The organism is Pseudomonas sp. SWRI77 (genome assembly GCF_014269105.1).
Classification (GTDB): domain Bacteria; phylum Pseudomonadota; class Gammaproteobacteria; order Pseudomonadales; family Pseudomonadaceae; genus Aquipseudomonas; species Aquipseudomonas capeferrum.
This window is the reverse complement of sequence record NZ_JABWRV010000026.1, coordinates 62,871-87,793: the sequence shown is the minus strand read 5'-3', so window position 1 is coordinate 87,793 and position 24,923 is coordinate 62,871. Positions and strand designations below refer to the sequence as shown.

Below are 24,923 nucleotides of genomic sequence, written 5' to 3'. Positions count from 1 at the left end.
CAACGCTGCCCTGGACCACGACCTTGTCGTGACCCTGAGCAACAACGAAGTTGTGACCATCAAGGCTGGCGAAACCAGCGCACCGTACAGCCACGCTGCACAGGGCGACGATGTCTACAAAGATGCCGGTGAGATCAACCTGGGTATCAAGTCGGCAGCAGACATCGACGGCCGTGCCTTCGAGAACCTGCAGCTGGGCGATGCGGCGTCGGTCAAAGTCACTGACACCAACGACGACGTGGTGGCCAAACTGACCGCTACTCCTTCGGTCACCGAGGGCGGTGCGATCACCTACACCATCACGCTGACCAACAAAGACGGTCTGCCGATCGACAAGCACTCGGCCCTGACCTTCACCTTGAGCGACGGCACCACCGTCATCACCGTCCCGGCCAACAGCACCAGCGGTTTCGTCACCGTGACTGCGCCGGACAACGTCTACACCGGCACCAACGACCCAGTAATCAAGTCGATCGCTTCGGTTGATGGCGCCGATGTTGGCAAGTTCGAAAACCTGGTTCTGGACAAGACGCCAGTCAGCACTGCTGTTACCGACGAGCCTGGTTCGGGCACCCCAGGCACTGGCAACGGTGGCGACCTGGTCAAGGTCACCATCACTGCCGACCAGGTCTCGGTCGCTGAAAACGTTAAACCGACCTTCACCGTCCACATCAACGCTGCCCTGGATCACGACCTTGTCGTGACCCTGAGCAACAACGAAGTCGTGACCATCAAGGCCGGCGAAACCAGCGCACCGTACAGCCACGCTGCACAGGGCGACGACGTCTACAAAGACGCCGGCGAAATCAGCCTGGGCATCAAGTCGGCAGCAGACATCGACGGCCGTGCCTTCGAGAACCTGCAACTGGGCGATGCGGCGTCGGTCAAAGTCACTGACACCACCGACGACGTGGTGGCCAAGCTGACTGCAACGCCTTCGGTCACCGAAGGTGGTGCGATCACCTACACCATCACCCTGACCAACAAAGACGGTCTGCCGATCGATAAACACTCGGCCCTGACCTTCACCCTGAGCGACGGCACCACCGTCATTACTGTGCCGGCCAACAGCACCTCGGGCTTCGTCACCGTTACTGCGCCTGACAACGTCTACACCGGCACCAACGACCCAGTAATCAAGTCGATCGCTTCGGTTGATGGCGCTGATGTTGGCAAGTTCGAAAACCTGGTCCTGGACAAGACCCCGGTCAGCACCGCTGTCACCGACGAACCAGGCTCGGGCACCCCGGGCACCGGTAACCAGGGCGACAAGGTCGAACTGAGCATCGTTGCCAACCAGGCCTCGGTCTTCGAGAACGAGAAGCCGACCTTTACCGTCAGCATCAAACAGGCCTTGGATCAGGACCTGACCGTACAGCTGACCGAAGGCAAGTCGGTGGTGATCAAGAAGGGCGAAACCTCGGCCATCTTCACCCACGACGCACAAGGCGAAGACGTGTACGTCGATGCCGGTTCGCTGACCGTCAGCATCACCGGCACCAGCGTGCCGGATGGCCGTCAGTTCGAGAACCTGGTCGTGAGCAAGCCTTCGGCCTCGGTGGACATCAAGGACACTCAGAACGAAGTCATCGCCAAGCTGACTGCTACCCCTTCGGTTACCGAAGGCGGCGTGATCACCTACACCGTGACCCTGACCAGCAAGGACGGCCTGCCGATCAACAACCACGGCGCGCTGACCTTCACCCTGAGCGACGGCAAAACCATCGTCAACGTGCCGGCCAACAGTGCCACGGGCTACGTCACTGTGGCTGCACCAGACGACGCCTACATCGGCCAGACCTCTGTCGGCCTGTCTCTGCAGTCGGTAGGCGGCGCCGGTGCCAGCAAGTTCGAGGCGCTGACGCTGGACAAGACCACGGCCACCACCGTGGTCAACGACGAGCCAGGTGTTGGTACACCAGGCACTGGCAACCAGGGCGATGTGACCACCATCGGCATCACCGGCACCACCTCGTTGACCGAAGGCGAAACCGGCCGCTACACGCTGACCCTGAGCAACCCGTCCAAGGCAGAAGTCACCGTTACCCTGACCTACAGCGGCACCGCCAACGGCCAGGATTACACCGCAGTCACCACCGTGAAGATCCCGGCCAACAGCAGCAGCGCCACGTTCGATATCAAGACCCTCGACGACAAGCTGGTTGAGGGTACCGAAAACTTCACCGTCAAGATCGAAACCGCTACCGGTGGCAACTTCGAGAACTTGCAGGTCGATGGCAGCAAGGCGAGCGTTACCACCAACATCCTCGACAACGACCACCTGCCGGTCTCCACTGGCGGTGCGGTCAATGGCGTGGAAGACACCGACTACCTGTTCGCCTGGAACGACTTCAAGGTCACCGATGCCGATGGCAACACCGGCTTGTTCGTGACCATCACCTCGCTGCCGGTCGACGGTAGCCTGAAGTTCTTCAACGGCACCGCGTGGGTCGATGTGACCGTAGGCCAGGTGGTCAGCCAGGCCGATATCGGCAGCAAGTACCTCAAGTTCGTCCCGACGCTGAACCAGTCGGGCACAGATGGTTACGGCGGCTCGGGCGTCGGTAACAAACAGGCTGACTACGCGCAGTTCAAGTACAAGCCAAACGACGGCACCAACCTGGGCAGCGAAGTGACCATGAAGGTCGACATCAGCCCGGTGGCCGACAAACCGACCCTGAGCTTCGGCAGCAGCGATGTCGAGTCCAAAGGCCTGACCAAGGAAGTCTGGACCACCCTGAAAGGCTTGGGCACCGACGGCAACGGCATCACTGGCGATGCGCTGAAGACGGTCTTCGCCAACTCCGGCAAAGCCAACTCCAGCGCCACCACCACCAACGTGCAGTCCGATGGCAGCGTCACTGCTGGCACCGGTTCGAAAACCTCGGGGCTGATCTTCCTGGAGGCCGGCAAAACCTACACGTTCAGCGGCATCGCCGATGACAGCATGGTGGTCACCGTTGGTGGCAAGACCGTGGTTACCGCAACCTGGGGCGCAGGTGGCCAGGTTTCCGGCACCTTCACCGCAACCTCCAGTGGCTACTACCCGATCGAGGTGTACCACGCCAACCAGTCTGGCCCGGGTAGCTATGACCTGAACATCCAGGTGGGCTCGGGTGCTGTCACCGACCTGAGCAGCAGCAACATCCCGATGTACCAGAACGTGACCGAGATGGCCAACGCTGGCCTGGGCGTGTCCGATCTGCACACCGTCAATGGCCAAAGCTACTACGACGGTTACAAGCTCAATGAAGGGCCGGAAGGCGGCTCGGTCAAACTGGTCGGCATCACCACCAACCTGACCGATACCGATGGCTCCGAGACCTTGAGCGTGACCCTCAGCGGCATTCCGAAAGGGACGCTGTTGAGTGATGGTGCGGGCCACACCGTCACTGTCGGCGGCACGCCGGTGGACGTGACAGGCTGGAAACTCAGCGGCCTGACACTGACCCCGCCGGCCTACTACAAGGGCTCGTTCGACATCACCGTCACGTCGACCGCCACCGAAAGCCTCGGCGGCTCGGACAGCATCACCGGCAAGATCCCGGTGACTGTCTACGGCGCCGACTACAAGGCCACGGTGGGCACCTCAGGTGATGACACCCTCAATGGCAGCGAAGGCAACGACATCATCGTCGCCGACGTCGCTGGCCTGAACGTGGTGGCGGGCAAGAACTACAACATTGCCTTCATGGTCGACAGCTCGGGCAGCATGAGCGATGACTCGGTCGCCGCGGCCAGGGCGCAGTTGGCATCGGTGTTCAAAACCCTCAAAGCCAGCCTGGGCACCGATACCTCCGGTACGGTGAACATCTTCCTGGCCGACTTCGACACCCAGGTCAACAAGAACGTGGCGGTCAACCTTGCAGACCCAGAAGCATTGAACAAGCTGCAAGCGGTACTGAACTCGATGGTAGGGGGCTCGCGTGATGGTGGCGGTACCAACTACGAAGACGTGTTCAAGACCACGACCAACTTCTTCAAGAGCACCATGGCGACCGGTAATACCGACGCGGACAACCTGACCTACTTCATCACCGACGGTAAGCCGACCTATTACCAGACCAATGAAACCACCAACTACCGCCTGTGGACCGGCGGCAAGTACCTGGATGACGTGGTCAACGTCAACAACTACAAGGTAGGCGAAACCTTCAGTGAGTGGGCCGACAGCACCCACAAGGTCAATATCAGCAAAGATGGCTATGTCACGGTTGCCACCTACAAGACCAATGGCAGGCTCGACTACACCACCAACATCGGCACGATCCACGCGCAGGGTGATGGTACCTACGAGTTCTCCAGCCTGGGTGGTACGGGGTATGCCGAATACTGGAACTACAGGGACTCGGCGTCCAACACCTCTGCCAGCTTCGCCTTGCTGGGCGGCACCAACGGCGTGAGCAAGGTGCAGGCCATCGGCTTGAACAACGATGTCAGCCTGTCCGACCTGACGGCCTATGACAGCGCCGGCAAGCCACAGGCCAACATCGATCCGTCCAAACTGGCCAGCGCGATCCTTGGGCACTCCGAGGCGACCCTGCCAGGCGCCGACAACGTCGATGGCGGCAACGGCAACGACATCATCTTCGGTGACCTGATCACCCTCAACGGTGTCGTCAGCGAGGGCTACCAGGCCCTGCAGGAGTACGTGGCGCAGAAGAGCGGTGTCGAAGCCAGTGCCATCACCACCAATAACGTTCACCAGTACATCACCGAGCACTACACCGAATTCGATATCTCCGGCGCCAACGACGGCAAGGACTTCCTGTCGGGCGGCAATGGCAACGATATCCTCTTCGGCCAAGGTGGCGATGACACCCTCGACGGTGGCAGAGGTAACGACATCCTCCTGGGCGGTACTGGCAAGGACATCCTGATCGGTGGCCAGGGCGACGATATCCTCATCGGCGGTAGCGGTGCCGACACCTTCGTGTGGAAGTCGGGCGACCTCGGCAATGACGTGATCAAGGACTTCAAGGTGGCCGAAGGCGACCGTATCGACCTGAAGGATCTGCTTCAGTTCGAGAAGGGCAGCACCATCGACAACTACCTGAAGATCACCACGGTGGACGGCTCCTCGACGCTGCAGGTCAGCAGTGAAGGCAAGCTCAACGCCGCCGGTGGCCTGGCCAACGCCGATGTGACGATCAAGCTGGAAGGGGTGAACTGGTCCAATACCTCGATCAACTCGTTGATCAGCGGTGGCGACCCGACCATCCGTATCGACAACAAGGACAGCTGATGCCCAGCCCACCCGGGCGGTCTGTATGACCGCCCGGGTGGGCGCCGGCTCTTTCCTGCCTTCCCGTGACAGCGCATACTCCTGCGCCGGGCCCGCGCGCCCGGAAATCTTTGCCTATGCTGCTGTCTACCAACAAGGAATCAACGTGACGAGGGACACCGCCATGTTCTACGTGCAACGCGACGCCACCGGCCAGTTGCTGCGGGTAGAAGCCGCTTCATACGAAGGGTTCAGCGAGATACTCCCCGCCGACAATGCCGAAATCCAGGAATGGTTCGGCGATGACGAAGTGGAAAACAGCCTCAAGCAGCTCAAGCAAAGCGACCTGGACATGATCCGCGTGCTCGAGGACTTGATCGATGTGCTGACTGCCAAGGGCGTCTTCAGCATCACTGACCTGCCTGCTGGGGCGCAGGCCAAGTTGCTCAATCGTTCCAAGGCGCGCAAGGCGCTCGGCAGCCTGAACAACCTGATCGATGAAGAAGAGCAGGGCGGGTTGATCTGATACTGGATCAGCCCCGGTCCCCCTGTGAGTCTTTGGGCTGCGGCCTGCCGACTCAGGCGTTCGACCAGCCGCCCTGGAAGACGGTAAAGCAGAACGTATGTTCCCGCTGCGGGTCTCAGGCCAGCTCAAGCGCGCCGAGGCCGGTGCAGGTCAAGAATTCAGGTACTGGGCAGCCGCATTGCTCAGCATCTTGCCAATCTCTTCGCGCAGCCCTTCCGGTTGCTCCACCACTACCCCATCCCCCTGGCTCAGCAGCCACCAGCGCAACGGCCAGCCATCGCTCACCGTGGCACGCACCCGATGCCCATGCTCCTGCGCCGTCAGCTGCATGTCGGTGCTTAGTGGCGTCTCGCGCAGCTGCCGCGCCAATGTGTCACTGATCCGCGCCACCAGCTCCACCCCCTCGCCCTGGGCCGGCTGCAGCGCGTCACCGCGCAGGTAGGTCAACAGGTCGAAATTGCCGCGCAGCTCGCCCACGGCAGTCGACGACCAGTGCCAGCCGAACGGTATGCTCTTGTCATTGCGTTCCAGCGGAAAAATCAGCGACAACTCGTTGAGGTCGCGCTCAACCGTGCGTTTGCTGACATTGAAGCCCACATCACGCAGGCGCCAGACCAGCTCGGCGCTGGTGATGCCTGGGGAGCGGCTGGGCAGCTGGCGCAGCAGCGCCCACTGACGGCTGAGGGTGGCGCGAGTGGTGGCGAACGGCAAAAGATAACGTCCTTGTCTAGGCTTGCCGCAATAGGATGGCGGCACGAGCGGGGCATGGCAATTGGCCACAGCCTGCTCAGATCAAGGAAGTCGCATTTGGTTGCCTCGTGCCGAATCGTTCGCGACAGGTTTTGTCGTGACGTCACGCAGAATCACGCCTCATCACAGCTGAGGTTGGGGTTGTGTGTCGTTCAATGAGGATGAACATGTCTGCTGCCAGCAATATCCATTCGCTGCTCGCCCGTCTTCTGCCAGAGCGGGTCATCGCCCCACCAGCCCCTGCGGGGAGGCGTCATCGGTTGTTTGCCGGGGTCGGGTTGCCCAGCCAGCGGTCGCTGTTGGTCAGCCGCCTGGATGAGGCCAGCGATTTGCAGGTGGTGTATGCCGACCTGCGCCGCCAGGCGTTGCAAGGCAGCGTAGCGGCACTCAATGACCTCGGCTGGATCTGGCTCAATGGCAAGTACTGGCGTGCCGACACGGTGCTGGCCGGCCACCTGCTGCGCATGGCGGCCTTGCAGGGCAACGCCGCGGCCTGGTTCAACCTGGGCCAGCAGCACTATTTCGGCAAAGGCATCGAGGCGTCGTACGTGCAGGCGGCCGAGTGTTATCGGCAGGCATTCGACCGCGGCATTTTGCATGCTGCCGCTGCGCTCGGTGACTTGTATGAAGAGGAAGTGTGCGATGGCGACCTGGACTGGCAGGTCGACCTGGTAGAGGCCTACCAGTGGTTTCAGCGCGGCGCCCAGCGGGGCGAAGCGCGATGCCGGTTTGAAGTCGGTTATCGGCTGATGCATGGCCTGCACGTCGAAGCCGATATCAAAGGCGCGCTGTATTGGCTGGAACTGGCGGCTGCGGCGGGGGTGATGCAGGCGGCCGAGGAGCTGGCGGTGCATTTCAGCAGCCGCGACGGCACACGGTACCTGGAATGGCGCGACCGGGCAGTGCAGATGGGCAGCACGCTGGCGCTGACGATGAAGCTGGAAGACCAGGTGCAGCCCTGACCGTTGCCTCGTATTCGCGGCAAAGCGCAGCCCCTTGTGGGGGCGGCTTTGCGCCGCGAAAGGGCATTACATGAACAACAATTCATCCACGCTATCCGTCGCCCGCTGTTGACGACAGGGGGAGGGCCAGGCGTATATTGATAGTTAGCAAACTATGAATATCCTTGGTTCCTTTCATGACCCTTGATCTCCTGCGCCTGCAAGTCAGCAGCGGCATGGTGGTTGCCGCACGCCATTGGCGGCGCATCTGCCATGCGGCCCTCACCAGCTACGGCATCTCCGAAGCCTGCGCCGCGCCGTTGCTGATGATCGTGCGCCTGGGCGACGGCGTGCATCAGGTGGCGGTGGCCCAGGCCGCCGGCCTCGAAAGCCCGTCGTTGGTGCGCTTGCTCGACCAACTGTGCAAAGCCGGGCTGGTGTGCCGCAGCGAGGACCCTCTGGACCGCCGCGCCAAGGCCCTGAGCCTGACCGCCGAAGGCCGCGCCCTGGCCGAGTCCATCGAAGCCGAGCTGGTGCGCCTGCGCCGTGATGTGCTGCAGGGCATCGACCAGGCCGACCTGGAGGCCGCCTTGCGCGTACTGCGCGCCTTCGAAGCCGTCGGCCTCGGCGCACCAGGCGGGGCAGCATGAACGGATTCTTCAGCTCGGTGCCCCCAGCCCGCGATTGGTTCTACGGCGTGCGCACCTTCGGCGCGTCGATGATCGCCCTGTACATTGCCCTGCTCATGCAGCTGCCACGCCCTTACTGGGCGATGGCGACCGTCTATATCGTCTCTAGCCCGTTCGTCGGCCCCACCAGCTCCAAGGCCCTGTACCGCGCCCTGGGCACATTGCTCGGTGCCGGCGGGGCGGTATTGCTGGTGCCACCGCTGGTGCAGTCGCCGCTGTTGCTGAGCGTGGCCATCGCCTTGTGGACCGGCACCTTGCTGTTCCTTTCGCTGAACCTGCGCACAGCCAACAATTACGTGCTGATGCTGGCCGGCTACACCCTGCCGATGATTGCCCTGGCGGTGGTCGACAACCCTACGGCGGTGTTCGATGTGGCCTCGTCGCGGGCCCAGGAAATCTGCCTGGGCATCGTCTGCGCAGCGGTGGTCGGCGCAATCTTCTGGCCGCGGCGCCTGGCCCCGGTGGTGGTCGGCTCGACCGGCAACTGGTTCGCCGAGGCGATCCGCTACAGCGACACCTACCTGGCCCGCGACGTTGCCGCCGACAAGGTCGGCAGCATGCGCGTCTCGATGGTGGCCACGTTCAATACCCTGGAAATGATGATCGGCCAGCTCGGCCACGAAGGTGCCGGCCCCCACACCCTGAAAAACGCCAGTGAACTGCGTGGGCGCATGATCCACCTGCTGCCGGTGATCGACGCCCTGGACGACGCCCTGGTCGCCCTCGAAGGCCGTGCGCCGGCCCAGTTCGCCCAGCTGCAACCGCTGCTGGCCGAGGCCCGCGAATGGCTCAAAGGCACCGCTGACGATGCCTCCCTGGCCCCCTGGGCCGCATTGCACGAGCAGATCACCCGCCTGCAACCCAGCGCCACCGCCCTGGACCAGCGCGCCGGCCTGCTGCTGTCCAACGCCCTGTATCGCCTGACCGAATGGGTCGACCTCTGGCAAGACTGCTGCACCCTCCAGCACGCCTTGCGCAAGGACGACGCCACGCCCTGGCGCGCCGCCTACCGCCACTGGCGCCTGGGCCGGCTGACGCCGTTCTTTGACCGTGGCCTGATGCTCTACTCGGTGTTTTCCACGGTTACCGCGATCATTGTCGCCAGTGGCCTGTGGATTCTGCTCGGCTGGAACGACGGTGGCAGTGCGGTCATCCTCGCCGCCGTGGCGTGCAGCTTCTTTGCCGCGATGGACGACCCGGCGCCGCAGATCTACCGGTTCTTCTTCTGGACGCTGATGTCGGTGATCTTCTCCAGCGTCTACCTGTTCCTGGTGCTGCCCAACCTGCACGACTTCCCGATGCTGGTGCTGGCCTTTGCGGTGCCGTTCATTTGCGTCGGCACGCTGACCGTGCAGCCGCGTTTCTACCTCGGTACTTTGCTGACCATCGTCAACACCGCCACCTTCATCAGCATCCAGGGCGTCTATGATGCGGACTTCCTGACCTTCATCAACGCCAACCTGGCAGGCCCGGTGGGGCTGCTGTTCGCCTTCATCTGGACCTTGCTGCTGCGCCCATTCGGTGTGGAACTGGCGGCCAAGCGCATGACCCGCTTCGCCTGGCGCGATATCGTCGAAATGACCCAGCCCGCGACATTGGCCGAACACCGCCAAGTGGGCGTACAGATGCTCGACCGCCTGATGCAGCACCTGCCACGCTTGTCGCAGACCGGCCAGGACAGCGGTGTGGCGCTGCGTGACCTGCGCGTGGGCCTGAACCTGCTCGACCTGCTGGCCTACCTGCCACGCGCCAACCCGCAGGCCCGCGAGCGCCTGGCTTTGGTCATCGAAGAAGTCGGCGCCCACTACGCCGCCTGCCTGCGCGCCAACCAGCGCCTGCACGCCCCGGCGGCGCTGTTGCGCAACATGGAGCGTGCGCGGCAAGGGCTGGCGCTGGACGATCACAACGACCGCGGCGATGCCCGTGTGCACCTGCTGCACGCCTTGAGTGGCCTGCGCCTGGCCTTGCTGCCCGGTGTCGAAGTGATGCTCGAACCCACCGAACAACCGCAACTGCCCCCCGGCATCGATGGAGCCCCACTGTGATCGGTGATCTGGATATCAGCGGGGTGTTTCTGCCCACGCTGTTGGTGATGATGTTGTTCACCTACCTGTTGTTCCTGGGCGTGCACGCTGTACTGGTGCGCCTGCACTTTTACCGCCTGGTCTGGCACCGGGCCTTGTTCAACGTTGCCCTCTACGCCGTGATGCTGGGCGCGGTCGACCACTTATGCCGAAACCTGATGCTGCCATGAAAAAACCTTTGCTGACCCTGGGCCGTGTGGTCCTGACCTTGCTGGTCGTGAGTTTCGCCGCCGTGCTCGTCTGGCAGATGGTGGTGTACTACCTGTTCGCCCCCTGGACCCGCGACGGCCATATCCGCGCCGACGTGATCCAGATCGCCCCGGATGTGTCCGGGCTGATCCAGAAGGTCGAGGTGCGTGACAACCAGGTGGTCAAGCGCGGCGACGTGCTGTTCACCATCGACCAGGACCGCTTCAGCCTGGCCCTGCGCCAGGCACAGGCAACCCTGGCCGAGCGCGAGGAAACCCTGGCCCAGGCCGCCCGTGAAACGCGCCGTAACCGCAAACTGGGCAACCTGGTGGCGGCCGAGCAGCTGGAAGAGAGCCAGTCCCGCGAGGCCCGCGCCCGCTCGGCGGTCAACGAGGCGCAGGTGGCGGTCGATACTGCCCAGCTCAACCTCGACCGCTCGGTGGTGCGCAGCCCCGTGGACGGCTACCTCAACGACCGCGCCCCGCGTAACCATGAGTTCGTCACCGCCGGCCGCCCGGTACTGTCGGTGGTCGACAGCGCCTCGTACCACGTCGATGGCTACTTCGAAGAAACCAAGCTCGGTGGCATCCATATCGGCGATGCCGTGGACATCCGCGTGATGGGCGACAACACCCGCCTGCGCGGCCACGTAGAAAGCTTCGCCGCCGGCATCGAAGACCGCGACCGCAGCAGCGGCGCCAACCTGCTACCCAACGTCAACCCGGCGTTCAGCTGGGTGCGCCTGGCCCAGCGGATTCCGGTGCGTATCGCCTTCGATGAAGTGCCGGAAGACTTCCGCATGATCGCCGGGCGCACCGCCACGGTATCGATCATCGAGGACAAGCGCCCATGAAACGCCTGATGCTGGTGGGCATGGCCTTGTCCCTCGGTGCCTGTGCCCTGGTTGGCCCGGACTATGAAGTGCCGAAAGACGCTGCCGTGCAGCGCAGCGACCTCAACGGCCCGCTGCGCCAGGATGCCGACAGTGTGGTGTCGGCGCCGGTGCCCGAAGACTGGTGGCAGCTGTACCAGGATCAGCGTCTCAACGAACTGGTACGCCAGGCATTGAGCGCCAATACCGAGCTGCGCGTGGCCGCAGCCAACATTGCCAAGGCCCGTGCGCAGGTTGAAGTGGCCGAATCGCAGGGCGGCTTCAGCGGTGGCATCAAGGCCGGCGCGCAGCGCTTGCAGGAGTCCGGCGAGGCCTTCCTGCTGCCTGAGAAGGTGCCCGTGGCCAATATCGGTGAGGCCATCATCAGCGCCTCCTACCAGTTTGACCTGTGGGGCACGTTCAAGCGCGGCACCGAAGCGGCCAAGGCCAACGCCGACGCGGTGCAAGCTGCCGCAGACACCGCGCGCATCACCCTGGTGGCCGATGTGGTCAAGGCCTACACCCAAGTGTGCTCGGCCAACGAGGAATACCACATTGCCCGCGCGTCGCTGGACTTGCAGGAGCAAGGCGTGAAGCTGAACCAACGCCTGCGCGATGCCGGCCGTGGCGATGAAACCCAGGTCACCCGCTCGCAGACCCAGTTCAAATCGTTGCGCGCCGAGTTGCCGCGCTTCAAGGCCGAGCGCGAGACCGGCCTGTATACCCTGGCTGCACTGCTGGCAAAACCAGTTGAGCAATTGCCTGCCGGCACCGCCGACTGCGCCGAGCTGCCGCACCTGGCTCAGTTGGTCCCGGTGGGCGACGGCGCCGCGTTGCTCAAGCGCCGCCCCGATGTGCGCCAGGCCGAACGCCAACTGGCGGCGGCTACCGCCAACATCGGCGTGGCTACTGGCGCGCTGTACCCGGATATCAGCATCGGCGCCCAGGTCGGCACCATTGGTATTCTCGAGAACCTTGGCGAGCCGGCCACCAACCGCTGGGGCTTTGGCCCGCAGATCAATTGGAGCATCCCGACCAATGGCACCCGTGCCCGCATCCGCATGGCCGAAGCCTCGACCCAGGCGGCGCTGGCGCATTTTGATGGTGTGGTGCTGAACGCCATTCGCGAGACCCAGACCCGATTGGCGCAGTACAGCGCCTTGCTGGACCGGCGTGATGCTTTGGCCGAGGCGGAGCAGTCGGCCAAGGAAGCGGCAGACCAGACGCATCGGTATTACCAGGCCGGGCGTGAGTCGTTCCTGGCGGATTTGCAGGCGACGCGGACGTATACCGATATGCGGGCGCAGTTGGCGGCGGCGAATAGCCAGGTGGCGATGGGGCAGATTGGGGTGTTTCTGGCGTGGGGTGGGGGGTGGAAGGGGGGTGGTGGCAAGCCTTGAGGGTTGTGGGTAGGGTTTGACGACAGAGCCGCGGCGCCCTTGAGATCGAGCGCCGCCCGCGCGGCGCTCGATCTCAAGGGCGCTGAAACTCTCACGGCGAACACCTGACATGGGCAGCAGTAAGCCATTGTCCAATGCTCCAGCACGGCATAGTGCTTGGTGGATCAAAAAGCGCTTTCATTTCACGATCAATCCCCTCCTGTTTTGTCACAAGATTTTTCATGAAATCTGCCCACAAACCTTGAGAGAAGAAGAGTGGAAGTGAACAATGTTCTCTTTCGCATTCCCTCCGAGACTGGCCATGAATACCCATTCCCGTCTGCTTGCCTGGCTGCCTGCTTTACTGCTGGGCCCGATGCTGGCGCTGTGCAGCACCCTGGCGTTGGCCGAAGCCCCTGCCGAGGCTACCAAGGCCCTGCACTTGCTCGACTACATGGGTGCCGACTACCCGCCGACCGTGCGCGAAGGCAAGGTGATCGACGAGGGCGAGTACCGCGAGCAACAGGAGTTCAGCGCGGTCCTGGCCGACCTGGTCAAGAACCTGCCGGCGCATGCCGAACAAGCCGCGCTGGTACAGGGCGTGCAGGCGTTGCGCCAAGCCATCGACCAGCGTCAGGACGGCGCCGCTGTAGCCCGTCAGGCCCGTCAGTTGGGCGCACGCCTGGCGGTGGCCTACGAGGTCAGCCAGGCTCCGGTGATTACCCCGGACCCGGCCCGTGGGGCTTCGCTGTACGCGCAGAACTGCGCGATCTGCCATGGCGATAGCGGCGCCGGCGATGGCCTAGCCGGCGTTGGCCTGGAGCCGCCGCCGGCCAACCTGCGCAGTGTCGAACGGCTAGACCAGCTGAGCCTGTTCGACCTGTACAACACCCTCGGCCTGGGCATCGAAGGTACCGAGATGCCATCGTTCGCCGACCAGCTCGACGAGCGTCAGCGCTGGGACGTGGCCGCCTTTGTGGCCAGCTTCACTGCCAACCCCGAGGCGGCCAAGGGCGATAAAGCCTGGAACCTGGCAGACCTGGCGCGCCAGACCCCGGCCGAAGTGGCGGCCAACGAAGGCGCCGATGCAGTAGCGGCGTTTCGCGCCCAGCGTGCCCAGCCGCCGCAAGCCAAACGCGGCCCGGCGCAGTTGCTCGAATACACCGCCAGCACCCTGGACAAAAGCCTGGCGGCCTACAGCGAGGGTGATCACGACCAGGCCTACGACCTGTCGGTAGCCGCTTACCTGGAAGGCTTCGAGCTGGTGGAAAGCTCGCTGGACAACATCGACACCCAGGCGCGCAAGGACACCGAAAAAACCCTCATGGCTTACCGCCAGTCGCTGCAGGACGGCTTACCTGTGGCCCAGGCCGAGCAACGGCTGGCCGAAGCCAAGGCCAAGCTCGACCAGGCCGCCAAGCTGTTGGGCAGTGATGGCCTGAGCTGGTCGCTGAGCTATATCTCCGGTTTGCTGATTCTGCTGCGCGAAGGCCTTGAAGCGATTCTGGTGCTGGCGGCGATCCTCGCCTTCCTGCGCAACACCGGCCAGCAGTCGGCGGTGCGCAGCGTCAACGTCGGTTGGGGCCTGGCGCTGGTCGCAGGTTTTGCCACCTGGGCCTTGGCGGCTTACGTGATCGACGTCGGCGGTGCCCAGCGCGAGCTGCTGGAAGGCTGCACAGCGCTGTTTGCTGCGGTCATGGTGCTGTGGCTCGGGGTGTGGATGCACGACCGCCGCCACGCCGCTGCCTGGCAGGACTACATCAAAAGCAGCCTGGTCAGTGGTGGCGGGCGTTTCGGCTTTGCCATGCTGGCGTTCTTCTCGGTATACCGCGAACTGTTCGAAGTGATCCTGTTCTACGAGACCCTGTGGCTGCAGGCCGGGCCTGCCGGGCATCAGGCCGTGCTGGCGGGGGGCGCCACGGCGTTGGTGCTGCTGGTGGGGTTGGCGTGGGTGATTCTGCGCGGCTCGGCCAAGCTGCCGCTGTCGCTGTTCTTCAGCATCAACGCCGCGCTGCTGTGCGCGCTGTCGGTGGTGTTCGCCGGGCATGGCGTGAAGGCGCTGCAGGAAGCCGGGGTGCTGGGCACGCGGCCGGTGGCGTTCTTCGAGTTCGACTGGCTGGGCATTCATGCCGATGCCTATTCGCTGGCAGCGCAGGCAGTGGCCTTGCTGGCCATCGTGTTCCTGTACGGGCGCTCGTGGCTGGCAGAGAAACGCAGGGCGGCGGCCAACTAGCAAAGGTGTGTAAACCCCCTGTAGGAGCGGCCTTGCGTCGCGAACGGGCCGCGAAGCGGCCCCAGGATTTCAGCAGCGCTGCACAAATTGCCGGGGCCGCGTTGCGGCCCTTTCCGACCGCTCCGGCGCCCCGACAAGGCCGCTCCTACAAGGCTTGCGGCAGTCTGTCAGGCCGGTTGTGGCGCCTTGAGAATGTTCTGCAGCAGTTGCACACTTTCGACGGCGTCATGACCCAGGCTGGTCAGGTAGCCACCATCGGGTTGATCGGTCAGCCCTTTTTCGTGCAGGCGTTTAGCTGCCGCGATGAGTTTAGTGGGGGCTTGGCTGTTTATCTTGATGCCTTCCTGGCTGCTGTCGTGCTTGAACAGCGCAAGTACTTCCAGTTCATCGATCAGCTCGGGGGTAAAGGACATGGCGACTCCTGACTTCCAGACGAGGATGGCGGCACCTTCATGGGTGCCTGACCTTCGAGTGTAGTCGGGTTATTCGTCGTCGCCTTGATCCATCTCAGGTGGCAGCTCGGGCAGGGCACGCAGGGCGTTTTCATACCATTCGCTGTTGAACGCGCGGTCTTCCACCAGCATGTTGTCGATCTCGAAGGCCAGCACATGGGCCATCAGGTTGAGGATATCCTCGCGCGCATAGCCAACCAGGGTGAGTTTGTTGAAGGTGGCCTTGGCCGCTGGCGGCTCGTCGCTTTCGATCTGGTTCTCGATGGCCTGGGTCAGCGTTGCCTCGGCGAAGGCTTCGTCGTCATTGTCGATGTCGGTGGGCTCGCTCATGGCGGTACTCCTGTGATTGGGCATACAGTTTGCCACGCCTGTGGCGGCAATGTCCGGTCATTGACCGGGTGCATGACGCTGGTCAGGCGCAGGCTGAGGGGCTATAAAAGCCGGGCCATCCCCATACGGCCTGGAGGCTGTTACCCCATGCTCAAGCTTCACGGATTCTCAGTCAGCAACTACTACAACATGGTCAAGCTGGCGCTCCTGGAAAAAGGCCTGCCTTTCGAGGAGGTCACCTTCTATGGCGGCCAGGCGCCGCATGCACTGGAAGTCAGCCCACGGGGCAAGGTGCCGGTGCTGGAAACCGACCACGGCTTCCTCAGCGAGACCAGTGTGATTCTCGACTACATCGAGCAGACCCAGGGCGGCAAAGCGCTGTTGCCTGCGGACCCGTTCGAGCAGGCCAAGGTGCGCGAGCTGCTGAGAGAAATCGAGTTGTACATCGAGCTGCCGGCACGCACCTGCTACGCCGAGTCGTTCTTTGGCATGGCGGTAGAGCCGTTGATCAAGGAGCGCGCGCGGGCCGACCTGTTGGCGGGCTTTGCCACGCTCAAGCGCAATGGTCGCTTCGCGCCGTATGTGGCGGGTGAGCAGCTGACGATTGCCGACCTGATGTTCTGCTTCTCGGTCGACCTGGCTTACGCGGTGGGCAAGAAGGTGCTGAACGTCGACTTCCTGGCGGATTTCCCGCAGGCCAAGGCATTGTTGCAGCGAATGGGCGAGAACCCGCACATGGCGCGGATTTTGGCAGACAAGGAGGCGTCGATGCCGGCCTTCATGGAGATGATTCGCAGCGGCAAGCGCTGAGGTGTGCACAAGCGTCAAGCCTGCCCCACAGGGTTCCGTTAAATCAATGAGTTAGCGGTTTCTTTGTGGGGGAGGGCTTGCCCCGCGAACGAGGGCAAAGCCCTCGCCATGGCCTTAGCGCGAAGCCAGCAAGGCTTGGCCGCGTACCACCGCCGCACGCACTTGCGCCGGCGCGGTACCACCAATGTGGTCACGGGCATTGACCGAGCCTTCCAGGGTCAGCACGGCGAACACGTCCTGCTCGATCTGGTCGCTGAACTGGCGCAGTTCTTCCAGGCTCATCTCGGCCAGGTCCTTGCCGGTGTCCACACCATACTTCACGGCATGGCCGACGATTTCGTGGCAATCACGGAACGGCAGGCCACGGCGTACCAGGTAGTCGGCAAGGTCGGTGGCAGTCGAGAAGCCACGCAGGGCCGCTTCGCGCATGATCGCGTGCTTGGGCTTGACCGCGGGGATCATGTCGGCAAAGGCACGCAGCGAGTCGCGCAGGGTATCGGCGGCGTCGAACAGCGGTTCCTTGTCTTCCTGGTTGTCCTTGTTGTAGGCCAGCGGTTGGCCTTTCATCAGGGTCAGCAGGCCGGTCAGCGCGCCGAACACGCGGCCGCTCTTGCCACGTACCAGCTCCGGTACGTCCGGGTTCTTTTTCTGCGGCATGATCGAGCTGCCGGTGCAGAAGCGATCAGGCAGGTCGATGAACTGGAACTGCGCGCTGGTCCACAGCACCAGCTCTTCGGAGAAGCGCGACAGGTGCATCATGGCAATGCTCGCGGCAGCGCAGAATTCGATGGCGAAGTCGCGGTCGGAAACGCCGTCCAGCGAGTTGCCAGACACGTCCTCGAAGCCCAGCAGCTTGCAGGTGAGCTCGCGGTCGATCGGGTAGGTGGTGCCTGCCAGCGCGGCGCTGCCCAGGGGCATGCGGTTGGTGCGCTTGCGGCAGTCGACCAGGCGCTCGTAGTCGCGGCTGAGCATTTCGAACCAGGCCAGCAGGTGGTGGCCGAAGGTGACCGGCTGGGCCGTCTGCAGGTGGGTGAAGCCGGGCATGATGGTGTCGGCTTCACGCTCGGCCTGCTCCAGCAGGCCCTTTTGCAAGCGGGTGATTTCGGCCAGGATCAGGTCGATCTCGTCGCGCAGCCACAGGCGGATGTCGGTGGCCACCTGGTCGTTTCGGCTACGGCCGGTGTGCAGTTTTTTACCGGTGATGCCGATGCGATCGGTCAGGCGTGCCTCGATGTTCATGTGCACGTCTTCAAGCTCGACGCGCCAGTCGAAGTTGCCGGCCTCGATCTCGCCCTGAATGGTCTTCAGGCCATCGATGATGGTGTCGCGCTCGGCATCGCTGAGCACGCCGACCTGCGCCAACATGGTGGCGTGGGCGATCGAACCCATGATGTCGTGGCGGTACAGGCGCTTGTCGAAATCGACCGAAGCGGTGAAACGGGCGACGAAGGCGTCGACGGGCTCACTGAAGCGGCCGCCCCAGGACTGATTGGTCTTGTCGGTGCTCATGGATTCACTCATTGCAGGCGTGAACGAAAAAGTGGCAACGATGATAGCAGGGTTGGGCTTGCTGCCGCAGGGCGCCGGTCGAGAGAAATGACCCGAAAACGGCAGGCAGACACGCACACAAGGATTTGCAGGATTGAACGGCAGTGTTCCATGGACCGTCTACAGTTGGACAGAGGACTGGCAGTGAATCTGCCGGCCGAGTGAATCTTTGGCCATCGCACCGGTCTAGAGCGTGACCGCAGTGTCGCTCGAACCACATCTGTCTACGCTATACCTGTGCGAGACTCATTCAGGAATCCAGCGCAATTATGAATGTCCTGATCGTTGATGACGAACCCCAAGGCCGTGAACGCCTCAGTAGGCTGCTCGGCGAACTGGAGGGTTACACCGTGCTGGAGCCTAGCGCCACCAACGGCGAGGAAGCCCTGGCGCTGATTGAAAGCCTCAAGCCTGATGTCGTCCTGCTCGACATCGGCATGCCCGGCCTGGATGGCCTGCAGGTTGCCGCTCGCCTGTGCGAGCGCGAGGCGCCGCCGTCGGTGGTGTTTTGCACCGGTGACGACGAATACGGCACCGAGGCTTTCAAGGACAGCACCCTCAGCCATGTGACCAAACCCTTCCAGCCCCAGGCGCTGCGTGATGCCTTGCGCAAGGCCGAGAAGCCCAACCGCGCCCAGTTGGCGGCGCTTACCCGGCCTGCCAATGAAGGCGGAGGCCCGCGCAGCCATATCAGCGCGCGAACGCGAAAAGGCATCGAGCTGATTCCGTTGCCCCAGGTCATCTATTTCATTGCTGACCACAAATACGTGACCTTGCGCCACGAGACCGGGGAAGTGCTGCTCGATGAGCCGCTCAAGGCCCTGGAAGATGAATTTGGCGATCGCTTTGTGCGCATCCATCGCAACGCGCTGGTGGCCCGCGAACGTATCGAACGCCTGCAGCGCACGCCGCTGGGGCATTTTCAGCTGTTTCTCAAGGGTCTTGACGGTGATGCGCTGACCGTCAGCCGGCGCCACGTGGCTGGCGTGCGCAAGATGATGCAGACGCTCTGACCCGCTGTGCGCTGCCTGTTGTAGGAGCGGCCTTGCGTCGCGAAAGGGCCGCGAAGCGGCCCCAGGTTTTCAGCTTCGCCGCACAGATTGCCGGGTTCGCAAAGCAGCCCCAGGTTTTCAGCTTCGCCGCACAGATAGCCGGGTTCGCAAAGCAGCCCAGGTTTTCAGCTTCGCCGCACAGATAGCCGGGGCCGCTTCGCGGCCCTTTCGCGACGCAAGGCCGCTCCTACAAACAGCCATCCGTGGGCACAAGCACAAGAGCCACCTCCACCGCACCGCCTTTGACCCGTATCTGCTAGCGATGCCATCGGAGCTGTTATCATCGGCGGTATTTCTCTGCATCGGGGCGTTCCATGTCCACTCGCGAAATCCGCATTGCCACCCGTAAAAGTGCCTTGGCCCTGTGGCAGGCCGAATACGTCAAAGCCCGCCTCGAGCAGGCTCACCCTGGGCTGATCGTGACCCTGGTGCCCATGGTCAGCCGCGGTGACAAGCTGCTCGACGCGCCGCTGGCGAAAATCGGCGGTAAGGGCCTGTTCGTCAAAGAGCTTGAAACCGCCCTGCTGGACAACGAAGCCGACATCGCCGTGCATTCGATGAAGGATGTGCCCATGGACTTCCCCGAAGGCCTGGGCCTGTATTGCATCTGCGAGCGCGAAGACCCGCGCGATGCGTTCGTTTCCAACCGTTTCGAAAGCCTTGAAGCCTTGCCCGCCGGCAGCATCGTCGGTACCTCCAGCCTGCGCCGTCAGGCCCAGTTGCTGGCGCGCCGCCCGGACCTCGAAATCCGCTTCCTGCGGGGCAACGTCAATACCCGCCTGGCCAAGCTCGATGCCGGCGAATATGACGCGATCATCCTCGCTGCGGCCGGCTTGATCCGCCTCGGTTTCGAAGACCGCATCACCTCCAGCATCAGCGTCGACGACAGCCTGCCAGCGGGCGGCCAAGGCGCGGTGGGCATCGAATGCCGCAGCGCTGACCGCGAAATCCATGCGCTGCTGGCGCCACTGCACCATCTCGACACCGCCGACCGGGTGGTGGCCGAACGGGCATTGAACAAACACCTCAATGGCGGCTGCCAGGTGCCGATCGCCTGCTACGCGGTACTTGAAGGCGACCAGCTGTGGCTGCGTGGCCTGGTCGGCCAGCCCAGCGGTGGCACCTTGCTGGTGGCCGACGCCCGGGCGCCGCGCGCAGCGGCTGAGGCGTTGGGCGTGCAGGTTGCCGAAGACCTGCTGGGCCAGGGCGCCGAAGCCATCCTCAAGGAAGTCTATGGCGAGGCCGGGCACCCGTGAGTGATTGGCGCCTGTTGCTGACCCGGCCTGCCGATGACTGCACAGCACTGGCGCAACGGCTGGCGGCGGCGGGGGTGGCCAGCAGTTGTCTGCCGCTGCTGGCGATAGACGCTGTCGCCGTGGACGAGCGGCAACGCCAGTTGCTCGCGGGCCTGCAGGGCTTTCAGGCAATCATCGTGGTCAGCAAGCCGGCAGCCAGGTTGCTGCTCGAACGGCTGGCCCAGGCCGGGCTACAGCCACCGGCTCAAGGCTGGTTCACGGTGGGCGAGGCGACCGCAGCGGTGCTGCAGGGCGCGGGCCTTGAGGTGGCCTGCCCAGCGCAAGGTGACGACAGTGAAGCCTTGCTCGCGCTGGCGGCCCTGCGCGAGGCTATCGGCGTGCCTGCGCCGCGTGTCTTGATCGTCCGCGGCGTCGGAGGTCGCGAACTGCTGGCAGAGCGTCTTGCAGAGCAAGGTGCTAGTGTCGATTATCTGGAACTGTATCGTCGCAGCCTGCCGGAATACCCGGTGGGCACCTTGATGCGTCGCATCGAAGCGGAACGCCTCAATGGCCTGGTGGTCAGCAGTGGGCAGGGCTTTGAACACTTGCAGCAGATGGCCGGCGCCGATTGGCCGCAGGTGGCGCGTCTGCCGCTGTTCGTGCCGAGCCCGCGGGTTGCCGAGCAGGCCAGGGCCGCCGGGGCCCAACAGGTTGTGGATTGCCGTGGCGCCAGTGCCACGGCCTTGCTGGCAGCCGTGCAGCGCAGCGCTGCACCTGCCTCTTAAGGCGCTAAGCTGAACGCCAAGCGCCCCCATGCAAAGGATGGATACGTGAGCGAAACTGTCTTGTCCAATAATGATCAGCCGTCGGCCCAGACGCCGGCGGACCCCGTCACCGCCCCACCTGCCAAGCGCTCCGGCAGTGGTCTGGCAGCACTGGCCCTGCTGCTGGGAGCGGCCGGGGTCGCAATAGGTGGCTGGGGTGTCTGGCAGGTGCGTCAACTGCAAGGCAACGAGTTCAACCAAGGGCAGCACCTTGAAGCGCTGAACCAGCGCGCCGAAGCGCTGCAGCAGCGTGAGCAGCAGATCAGTGCACAGTTGGCCAGCCTGCCGGCCGCCAGCGAGCTGGAAGACCGCCGCCGGCTGGTCTCGCAGCTGCAAGGCGACCAGCAGCGCCTCAGCCAGCGCCTGGAAACCGTGCTTGGCGAAAGCCGTAAGGAATGGCGCCTGGCAGAGGCCGAGCACTTGCTGCGCCTGGCCACCCTGCGCCTCTCGGCCCTGCAAGACATCACCAGTGCCAAGGCGCTGGTCGAAGGCGCCGACGAAATCCTGCGCGAGCAGAGCGACCCAGGCGCCTTCGCCGCCCGCGAGCAATTGGCACGCAGCCTGGCAACGCTCAACAGCACCCAGCAACCCGACCGCACCGGCCTGTACCTCAAGCTGGCCGCGCAACGTGAACTGGTGCAGCAACTCAGCGCCCAGTCGCCCGAGTTCGACAGCAACGCCGATGCCCTTGGCGCGCTGACTGCCGACGGCGATGGCGCCAGCCGCTGGTCGCAGTGGTGGGCGGAAATCTCCAAGTACTTCCAGATCGACTTCAACGCCGATGACAACGTGCGGCCGCTGCTGGCCGGGCAGTCGCTCAACCAGTTGCGCCTGGCCCTCAGCCTGACCATCGAGCAGGCCCAGTGGGCGGCGCTCAACGGCGAGGCCAAGGTCTACACCCAGGCGCTGGATGATGCGCGCTCTGTGCTGTTGGCCAACTTCAACGCCGACAACCCGCAGAGCAAGGCCATGCTCGACAGCCTCAACGCCCTGGCCGAGCAGCCGGTGTCTGTCGTCACCCCTGACCTGAGCGAAAGCCTGGCCTCGGTGCAGGCCTACATCCAGCGCCGTCACCTGCCGGCCGAGGGTGAAGGGGGCAAACCATGAAGCGGGTCTACCTGCTGGCCGTGCTGGCGATCGTGATCGCCGCTGCGCTGGGTATCGCGGTGGCCAAGCACAGTGGCTATGTGTTGATCTCCTATGGCAGCTTCCGTTACCAGTCGGGGCTGTGGGCGGCATTGGCCGGGCTGATCGCCGTAATCGCCGTGCTCTGGTTGCTGCGCTACCTGGTCGGCCTGGTGCTGACCTCCAGTGGTGTGGTCAACCCGTGGTCGCGACGCAACCGCAGCCGTCGCATCCGGGTGGCCATCGAGCAAGGCCAGTTGGACCTCGCCGAGGGCCGCTGGGCCAGCGCCCAACGCCATCTGCACCGCGCCGCCGAAGCCGAGCGCCAACCCTTGCTGTACTACCTCGGTGCCGCCCGCGCGGCCAACGAGCAAGGCCGCACGGCAGACAGCGACCAGTTGCTCGAGCGTGCTCTGGAGCGTCAGCCGCAGGCCGAGCTTGCCATTGCCCTGACCCATGCCCAGTTGCAGATGGACCGCGGTGATACCGACGGCGCCCTGGAAACCCTGCTGGCCATGCACGAGCGACACCCGCAAAACGGCCAGGTACTGCGCCTGCTGCAGCGCCTGCACCTGGGGCGCGGCGACTGGTCGGCGCTGATTCGTCTGCTGCCTGAGCTGCGCAAGGGCAAGGTGCTGCCGGCCGATGAGCTCGCCGAACTGGAAAAACGCGCCTGGGGCCAGAACCTGAGCCTGGCGACGACCCGGGGCGAAGATGCGCAAAGTGCGCGTCAGGCCTTGGAGCGCGCCTGGCAACAGCTTACCGCCGCCCAGCGCCAGGAACCGCAACTGGTGCTGGCCTATGCCGAGCAACTGCGGCAGGTGGGCGCCCAGGGCGAGGCGGAGCAGGTGTTGCGCACCGCCCTCAAGCGCGAATACGAAAGCCACCTGGCCCGTTTGTATGGCCTGGTGCGCGGTGATGACCCGGCACGTCAGCTACAGGCTGCCGAAGGCTGGCTTAAAGCCAACCCTCAAGACCCGAGCCTGTTGCTGACCCTCGGCCGCCTGAGCTTGCAAAACCGCCTGTGGGGCAAGGCGCGTGACTATCTGGAAAGCAGCTTGCGGATGGAGCGCAACCCGGAAACCTGCGCCGAGCTGGCCCGCCTGCTCGCCGGCCTTGGCGAGACCGAGCGCAGCAACCAGCTGTTCCAGGAAGGCCTTGGTTTGCTGGATGAGCGTCTGTTGGCGCTGCCGTTGCCAGAAGCCGTACGCGCCTGAACCTTTGCCTGAGCCACCCCTGAGCCCGCGCCGAAGTGCGGATTCAGGGGCTGGGTAACTTGTCTGGCAATGTAAGTTAGATCTGCAATCCATTTCTTAAGACGTTTCCTACTTCCAGAATGGAAACTTCCTTTGCTATTCAGCGACTTGTCGTCCCTGTAGTGCCTTGAAACAAAGCGGTTGTTTCCTCTACCGTTTCAAGCCACTTCATTCCCCGGGACCACCATTGCCCATGCTGCCGGCCCGTTTACGTACTTTCTTTGTCCCTGCCTGCCTGGCCTCGTTGGCGGTGCTGGTCGGGTCCTATTACCTGGAATATACGCTGGGGCTGATACCGTGCCCGTTGTGCTTCACCCAGCGCCTGCTGTTGGGCCTGTATGCGATGCTTTGCCTGGGCGCAGTGGTACAGGCGCCTTCGACCAGCCGCGGTTACACGCGGGCGCTGCTGGCCTGCTCGCTGACGGGGGCGCTGCTGGCCGCCCGGCATGTCTGGCTGCAAGGGGCGAGTGGGGCGGTTCATGTATGCCCGGCGCCGATCTGGCGGGTGTTCGAGCAATCCTGGCGCGAGGCTGCCCGGCAGTTACTGCTGGGTGGGCCGGATTGCCACTCGCTGACCTGGAGTTTTTTCGACCTGACGCTGCCTGAATGGAGCCTGTTGGCGTTCCTGTTGCTGGCTGCGCTGCCCTTGAGCCACCTGCTGGCGTATCGTTTCCGCACCCTGGCCGGTACTTGACCTGGCGCACGCCTGGGGCGCCATCGCGACCAATGGCGTTGCCAGGGGGTATTAAACACTTGTATGAACTTTGTCTGCTGAGTACCTTGATGGTCAGCACGCGCGGGAATAATCTCCCAGCACGCATACCGAAAATACAACTGCTCGATGCCGTCCTGCTGATGTCACCTTTGTGCTGCGCGGTCGTGGTGCGAGGTGCAGCGGCATCTACCCAGAAGGGAAGAGATCGCCATGCTCGATAGTTGTCAGAACGCCCAGGAACGCTGGGGCGGGGTTCATAAGCTGATCGACCGTTGGCTTTTGGAGCGCCAGGAGCTGGTGCAGGCTTTCCGCGCGTTGCGCGACGCCAAGCCGGCCTTCGCCGACAAGGACAAGAACCGCGATTTCTGTGCGGTCCTGGTCGACTACGTGTCGGCCTGGCACTTCGAGGTCAGCGAACAGTTGGTCAGCGAAGCCAAGGCCTTCGGTGATACGCGTGGCCTTGAACTGGCCACACAGATCAACCCACGTATCGATGACAGTACCCAGATCGCCCTGGCATTCAATGACCATTGCGAGAAGGGCGAGTGCAAGGACCCGGAGCGCTTCGCCGAAAAACTGGCCAAGCTGGGCGGCCTGCTGCACGAGCGCTTCGAGCTGGAAGATTGCCTGATCGAGGTGCTGCACAACGCGCACAAGGAAGAGGGCGCAGTCGAAGCCTGAGGCTTGGCG

21 protein-coding genes are annotated in these 24,923 nt (G+C 63.6%); 17 read left to right on the top strand and 4 right to left on the bottom strand.

Going from position 1 to position 24,923, the window contains the following annotated elements; genetic code table 11:
- Together HU766_RS21905 and HU766_RS21900 are read left to right on the top strand one after the other, a co-directional pair.
- A partial coding sequence (locus tag HU766_RS21905; protein WP_186660552.1) for an immunoglobulin-like domain-containing protein occupies positions 1-5,245 on the top strand: 5,245 nt, incomplete at its 5' end.
- 163 nt (positions 5,246-5,408) lie between these two features.
- Positions 5,409-5,750 (top strand): hypothetical protein, encoded by a 342-nt coding sequence (locus tag HU766_RS21900; protein WP_033703347.1) that lies wholly within the window; start codon positions 5,409-5,411, stop codon positions 5,748-5,750.
- A 150-nt stretch (positions 5,751-5,900) separates the two neighbouring features.
- On the opposite strand, the gene HU766_RS21895 is transcribed toward HU766_RS21900, so the two are convergent.
- Positions 5,901-6,461 carry a WYL domain-containing protein gene (locus tag HU766_RS21895; RefSeq protein WP_186660550.1) on the bottom strand — a complete coding sequence of 187 codons (561 nt, stop codon included), beginning with the start codon at positions 6,459-6,461 and terminating at the stop codon, positions 5,901-5,903.
- Between the two features lie 206 nt (positions 6,462-6,667).
- Here HU766_RS21895 and HU766_RS21890 point away from each other — a divergent pair, with 206 nt between their 5' ends.
- The 7 genes from HU766_RS21890 (at position 6,668) to HU766_RS21860 (ending at position 14,886) form a co-directional block, all read left to right on the top strand.
- Entirely contained in the window at positions 6,668-7,462 is a 795-nt protein-coding gene (locus HU766_RS21890) for a tetratricopeptide repeat protein (protein WP_033703320.1), read from the top strand.
- A gap of 176 nt (positions 7,463-7,638) precedes the next feature.
- Positions 7,639-8,091, top strand: a complete 453-nt coding sequence (locus tag HU766_RS21885; protein WP_186660548.1) for a MarR family transcriptional regulator — start codon at positions 7,639-7,641, stop codon at positions 8,089-8,091.
- A complete protein-coding gene (locus tag HU766_RS21880; protein WP_186660546.1) occupies positions 8,088-10,175 on the top strand; it encodes an FUSC family protein in 2,088 nt (695 codons plus the stop codon). The genes HU766_RS21885 and HU766_RS21880 overlap by 4 nt, the downstream gene beginning before the upstream one ends.
- Positions 10,172-10,384, top strand: coding sequence for a DUF1656 domain-containing protein (locus HU766_RS21875; protein WP_186660544.1), 213 nt, complete (start codon positions 10,172-10,174; stop codon positions 10,382-10,384). Before HU766_RS21880 ends, HU766_RS21875 begins: the two co-directional genes overlap by 4 nt.
- Positions 10,381-11,256 carry an HlyD family secretion protein gene (locus HU766_RS21870; RefSeq protein ID WP_186660542.1) on the top strand — a complete coding sequence of 292 codons (876 nt, stop codon included), beginning with the start codon at positions 10,381-10,383 and terminating at the stop codon, positions 11,254-11,256. Before HU766_RS21875 ends, HU766_RS21870 begins: the two co-directional genes overlap by 4 nt.
- A complete protein-coding gene (locus HU766_RS21865) occupies positions 11,253-12,674 on the top strand; it encodes an efflux transporter outer membrane subunit (RefSeq protein ID WP_186660540.1) in 1,422 nt (473 codons plus the stop codon). The genes HU766_RS21870 and HU766_RS21865 overlap by 4 nt, the downstream gene beginning before the upstream one ends.
- 268 nt (positions 12,675-12,942) lie before the next feature.
- Entirely contained in the window at positions 12,943-14,886 is a 1,944-nt protein-coding gene (locus HU766_RS21860) for an FTR1 family protein (protein ID WP_186660538.1), read from the top strand.
- Positions 14,887-15,053: 167 nt separating this feature from the next.
- Here the strand turns inward: HU766_RS21860 and HU766_RS21855 are convergent, their stop codons facing one another.
- Both HU766_RS21855 and HU766_RS21850 read right to left on the bottom strand, forming a co-directional pair.
- Positions 15,054-15,299: a TIGR02647 family protein gene (locus tag HU766_RS21855; protein WP_033703312.1), complete on the bottom strand. Its 246-nt coding sequence runs from the start codon at positions 15,297-15,299 to the stop codon at positions 15,054-15,056.
- Between the two features lie 69 nt (positions 15,300-15,368).
- Positions 15,369-15,668, bottom strand: coding sequence for a hypothetical protein (locus HU766_RS21850; RefSeq protein ID WP_186660536.1), 300 nt, complete (start codon positions 15,666-15,668; stop codon positions 15,369-15,371).
- 147 nt (positions 15,669-15,815) lie between these two features.
- Here HU766_RS21850 and HU766_RS21845 point away from each other — a divergent pair, with 147 nt between their 5' ends.
- Positions 15,816-16,478 carry a glutathione S-transferase gene (locus tag HU766_RS21845; RefSeq protein WP_186660534.1) on the top strand — a complete coding sequence of 221 codons (663 nt, stop codon included), beginning with the start codon at positions 15,816-15,818 and terminating at the stop codon, positions 16,476-16,478.
- A 114-nt stretch (positions 16,479-16,592) separates the two neighbouring features.
- On the opposite strand, the gene argH is transcribed toward HU766_RS21845, so the two are convergent.
- On the bottom strand, positions 16,593-17,987 hold the full coding sequence (gene argH / locus HU766_RS21840; protein WP_033703309.1) for an argininosuccinate lyase: 1,395 nt from the start codon (positions 17,985-17,987) through the stop codon (positions 16,593-16,595).
- 308 nt (positions 17,988-18,295) lie between these two features.
- On the opposite strand from argH, the gene HU766_RS21835 reads away from it, so the two are divergent.
- From HU766_RS21835 to HU766_RS21810, 7 genes are all read left to right on the top strand, one after another.
- Entirely contained in the window at positions 18,296-19,039 is a 744-nt protein-coding gene (locus HU766_RS21835) for a LytTR family DNA-binding domain-containing protein (protein WP_033703307.1), read from the top strand.
- 353 nt (positions 19,040-19,392) lie between these two features.
- Entirely contained in the window at positions 19,393-20,334 is a 942-nt protein-coding gene (hemC, locus tag HU766_RS21830) for a hydroxymethylbilane synthase (protein ID WP_186660532.1), read from the top strand.
- Positions 20,331-21,098 carry a uroporphyrinogen-III synthase gene (locus HU766_RS26270; protein WP_186665131.1) on the top strand — a complete coding sequence of 256 codons (768 nt, stop codon included), beginning with the start codon at positions 20,331-20,333 and terminating at the stop codon, positions 21,096-21,098. The genes hemC and HU766_RS26270 overlap by 4 nt, the downstream gene beginning before the upstream one ends.
- Before the next feature lie 45 nt (positions 21,099-21,143).
- Positions 21,144-22,244, top strand: coding sequence for a uroporphyrinogen-III C-methyltransferase (locus tag HU766_RS26265; protein WP_047582865.1), 1,101 nt, complete (start codon positions 21,144-21,146; stop codon positions 22,242-22,244).
- The gene (locus HU766_RS21820) at positions 22,241-23,479 is read left to right on the top strand and encodes a heme biosynthesis protein HemY (RefSeq protein WP_186660530.1); all 1,239 of its coding nucleotides are present in this window, start codon (positions 22,241-22,243) and stop codon (positions 23,477-23,479) included. The genes HU766_RS26265 and HU766_RS21820 overlap by 4 nt, the downstream gene beginning before the upstream one ends.
- A gap of 232 nt (positions 23,480-23,711) precedes the next feature.
- Entirely contained in the window at positions 23,712-24,212 is a 501-nt protein-coding gene (locus HU766_RS21815) for a disulfide bond formation protein B (protein WP_033703301.1), read from the top strand.
- A 231-nt stretch (positions 24,213-24,443) separates the two neighbouring features.
- Entirely contained in the window at positions 24,444-24,914 is a 471-nt protein-coding gene (locus tag HU766_RS21810; protein ID WP_033703299.1) for an Rsd/AlgQ family anti-sigma factor, read from the top strand.
- The last annotated feature ends 9 nt before the right edge of the window (positions 24,915-24,923 follow it).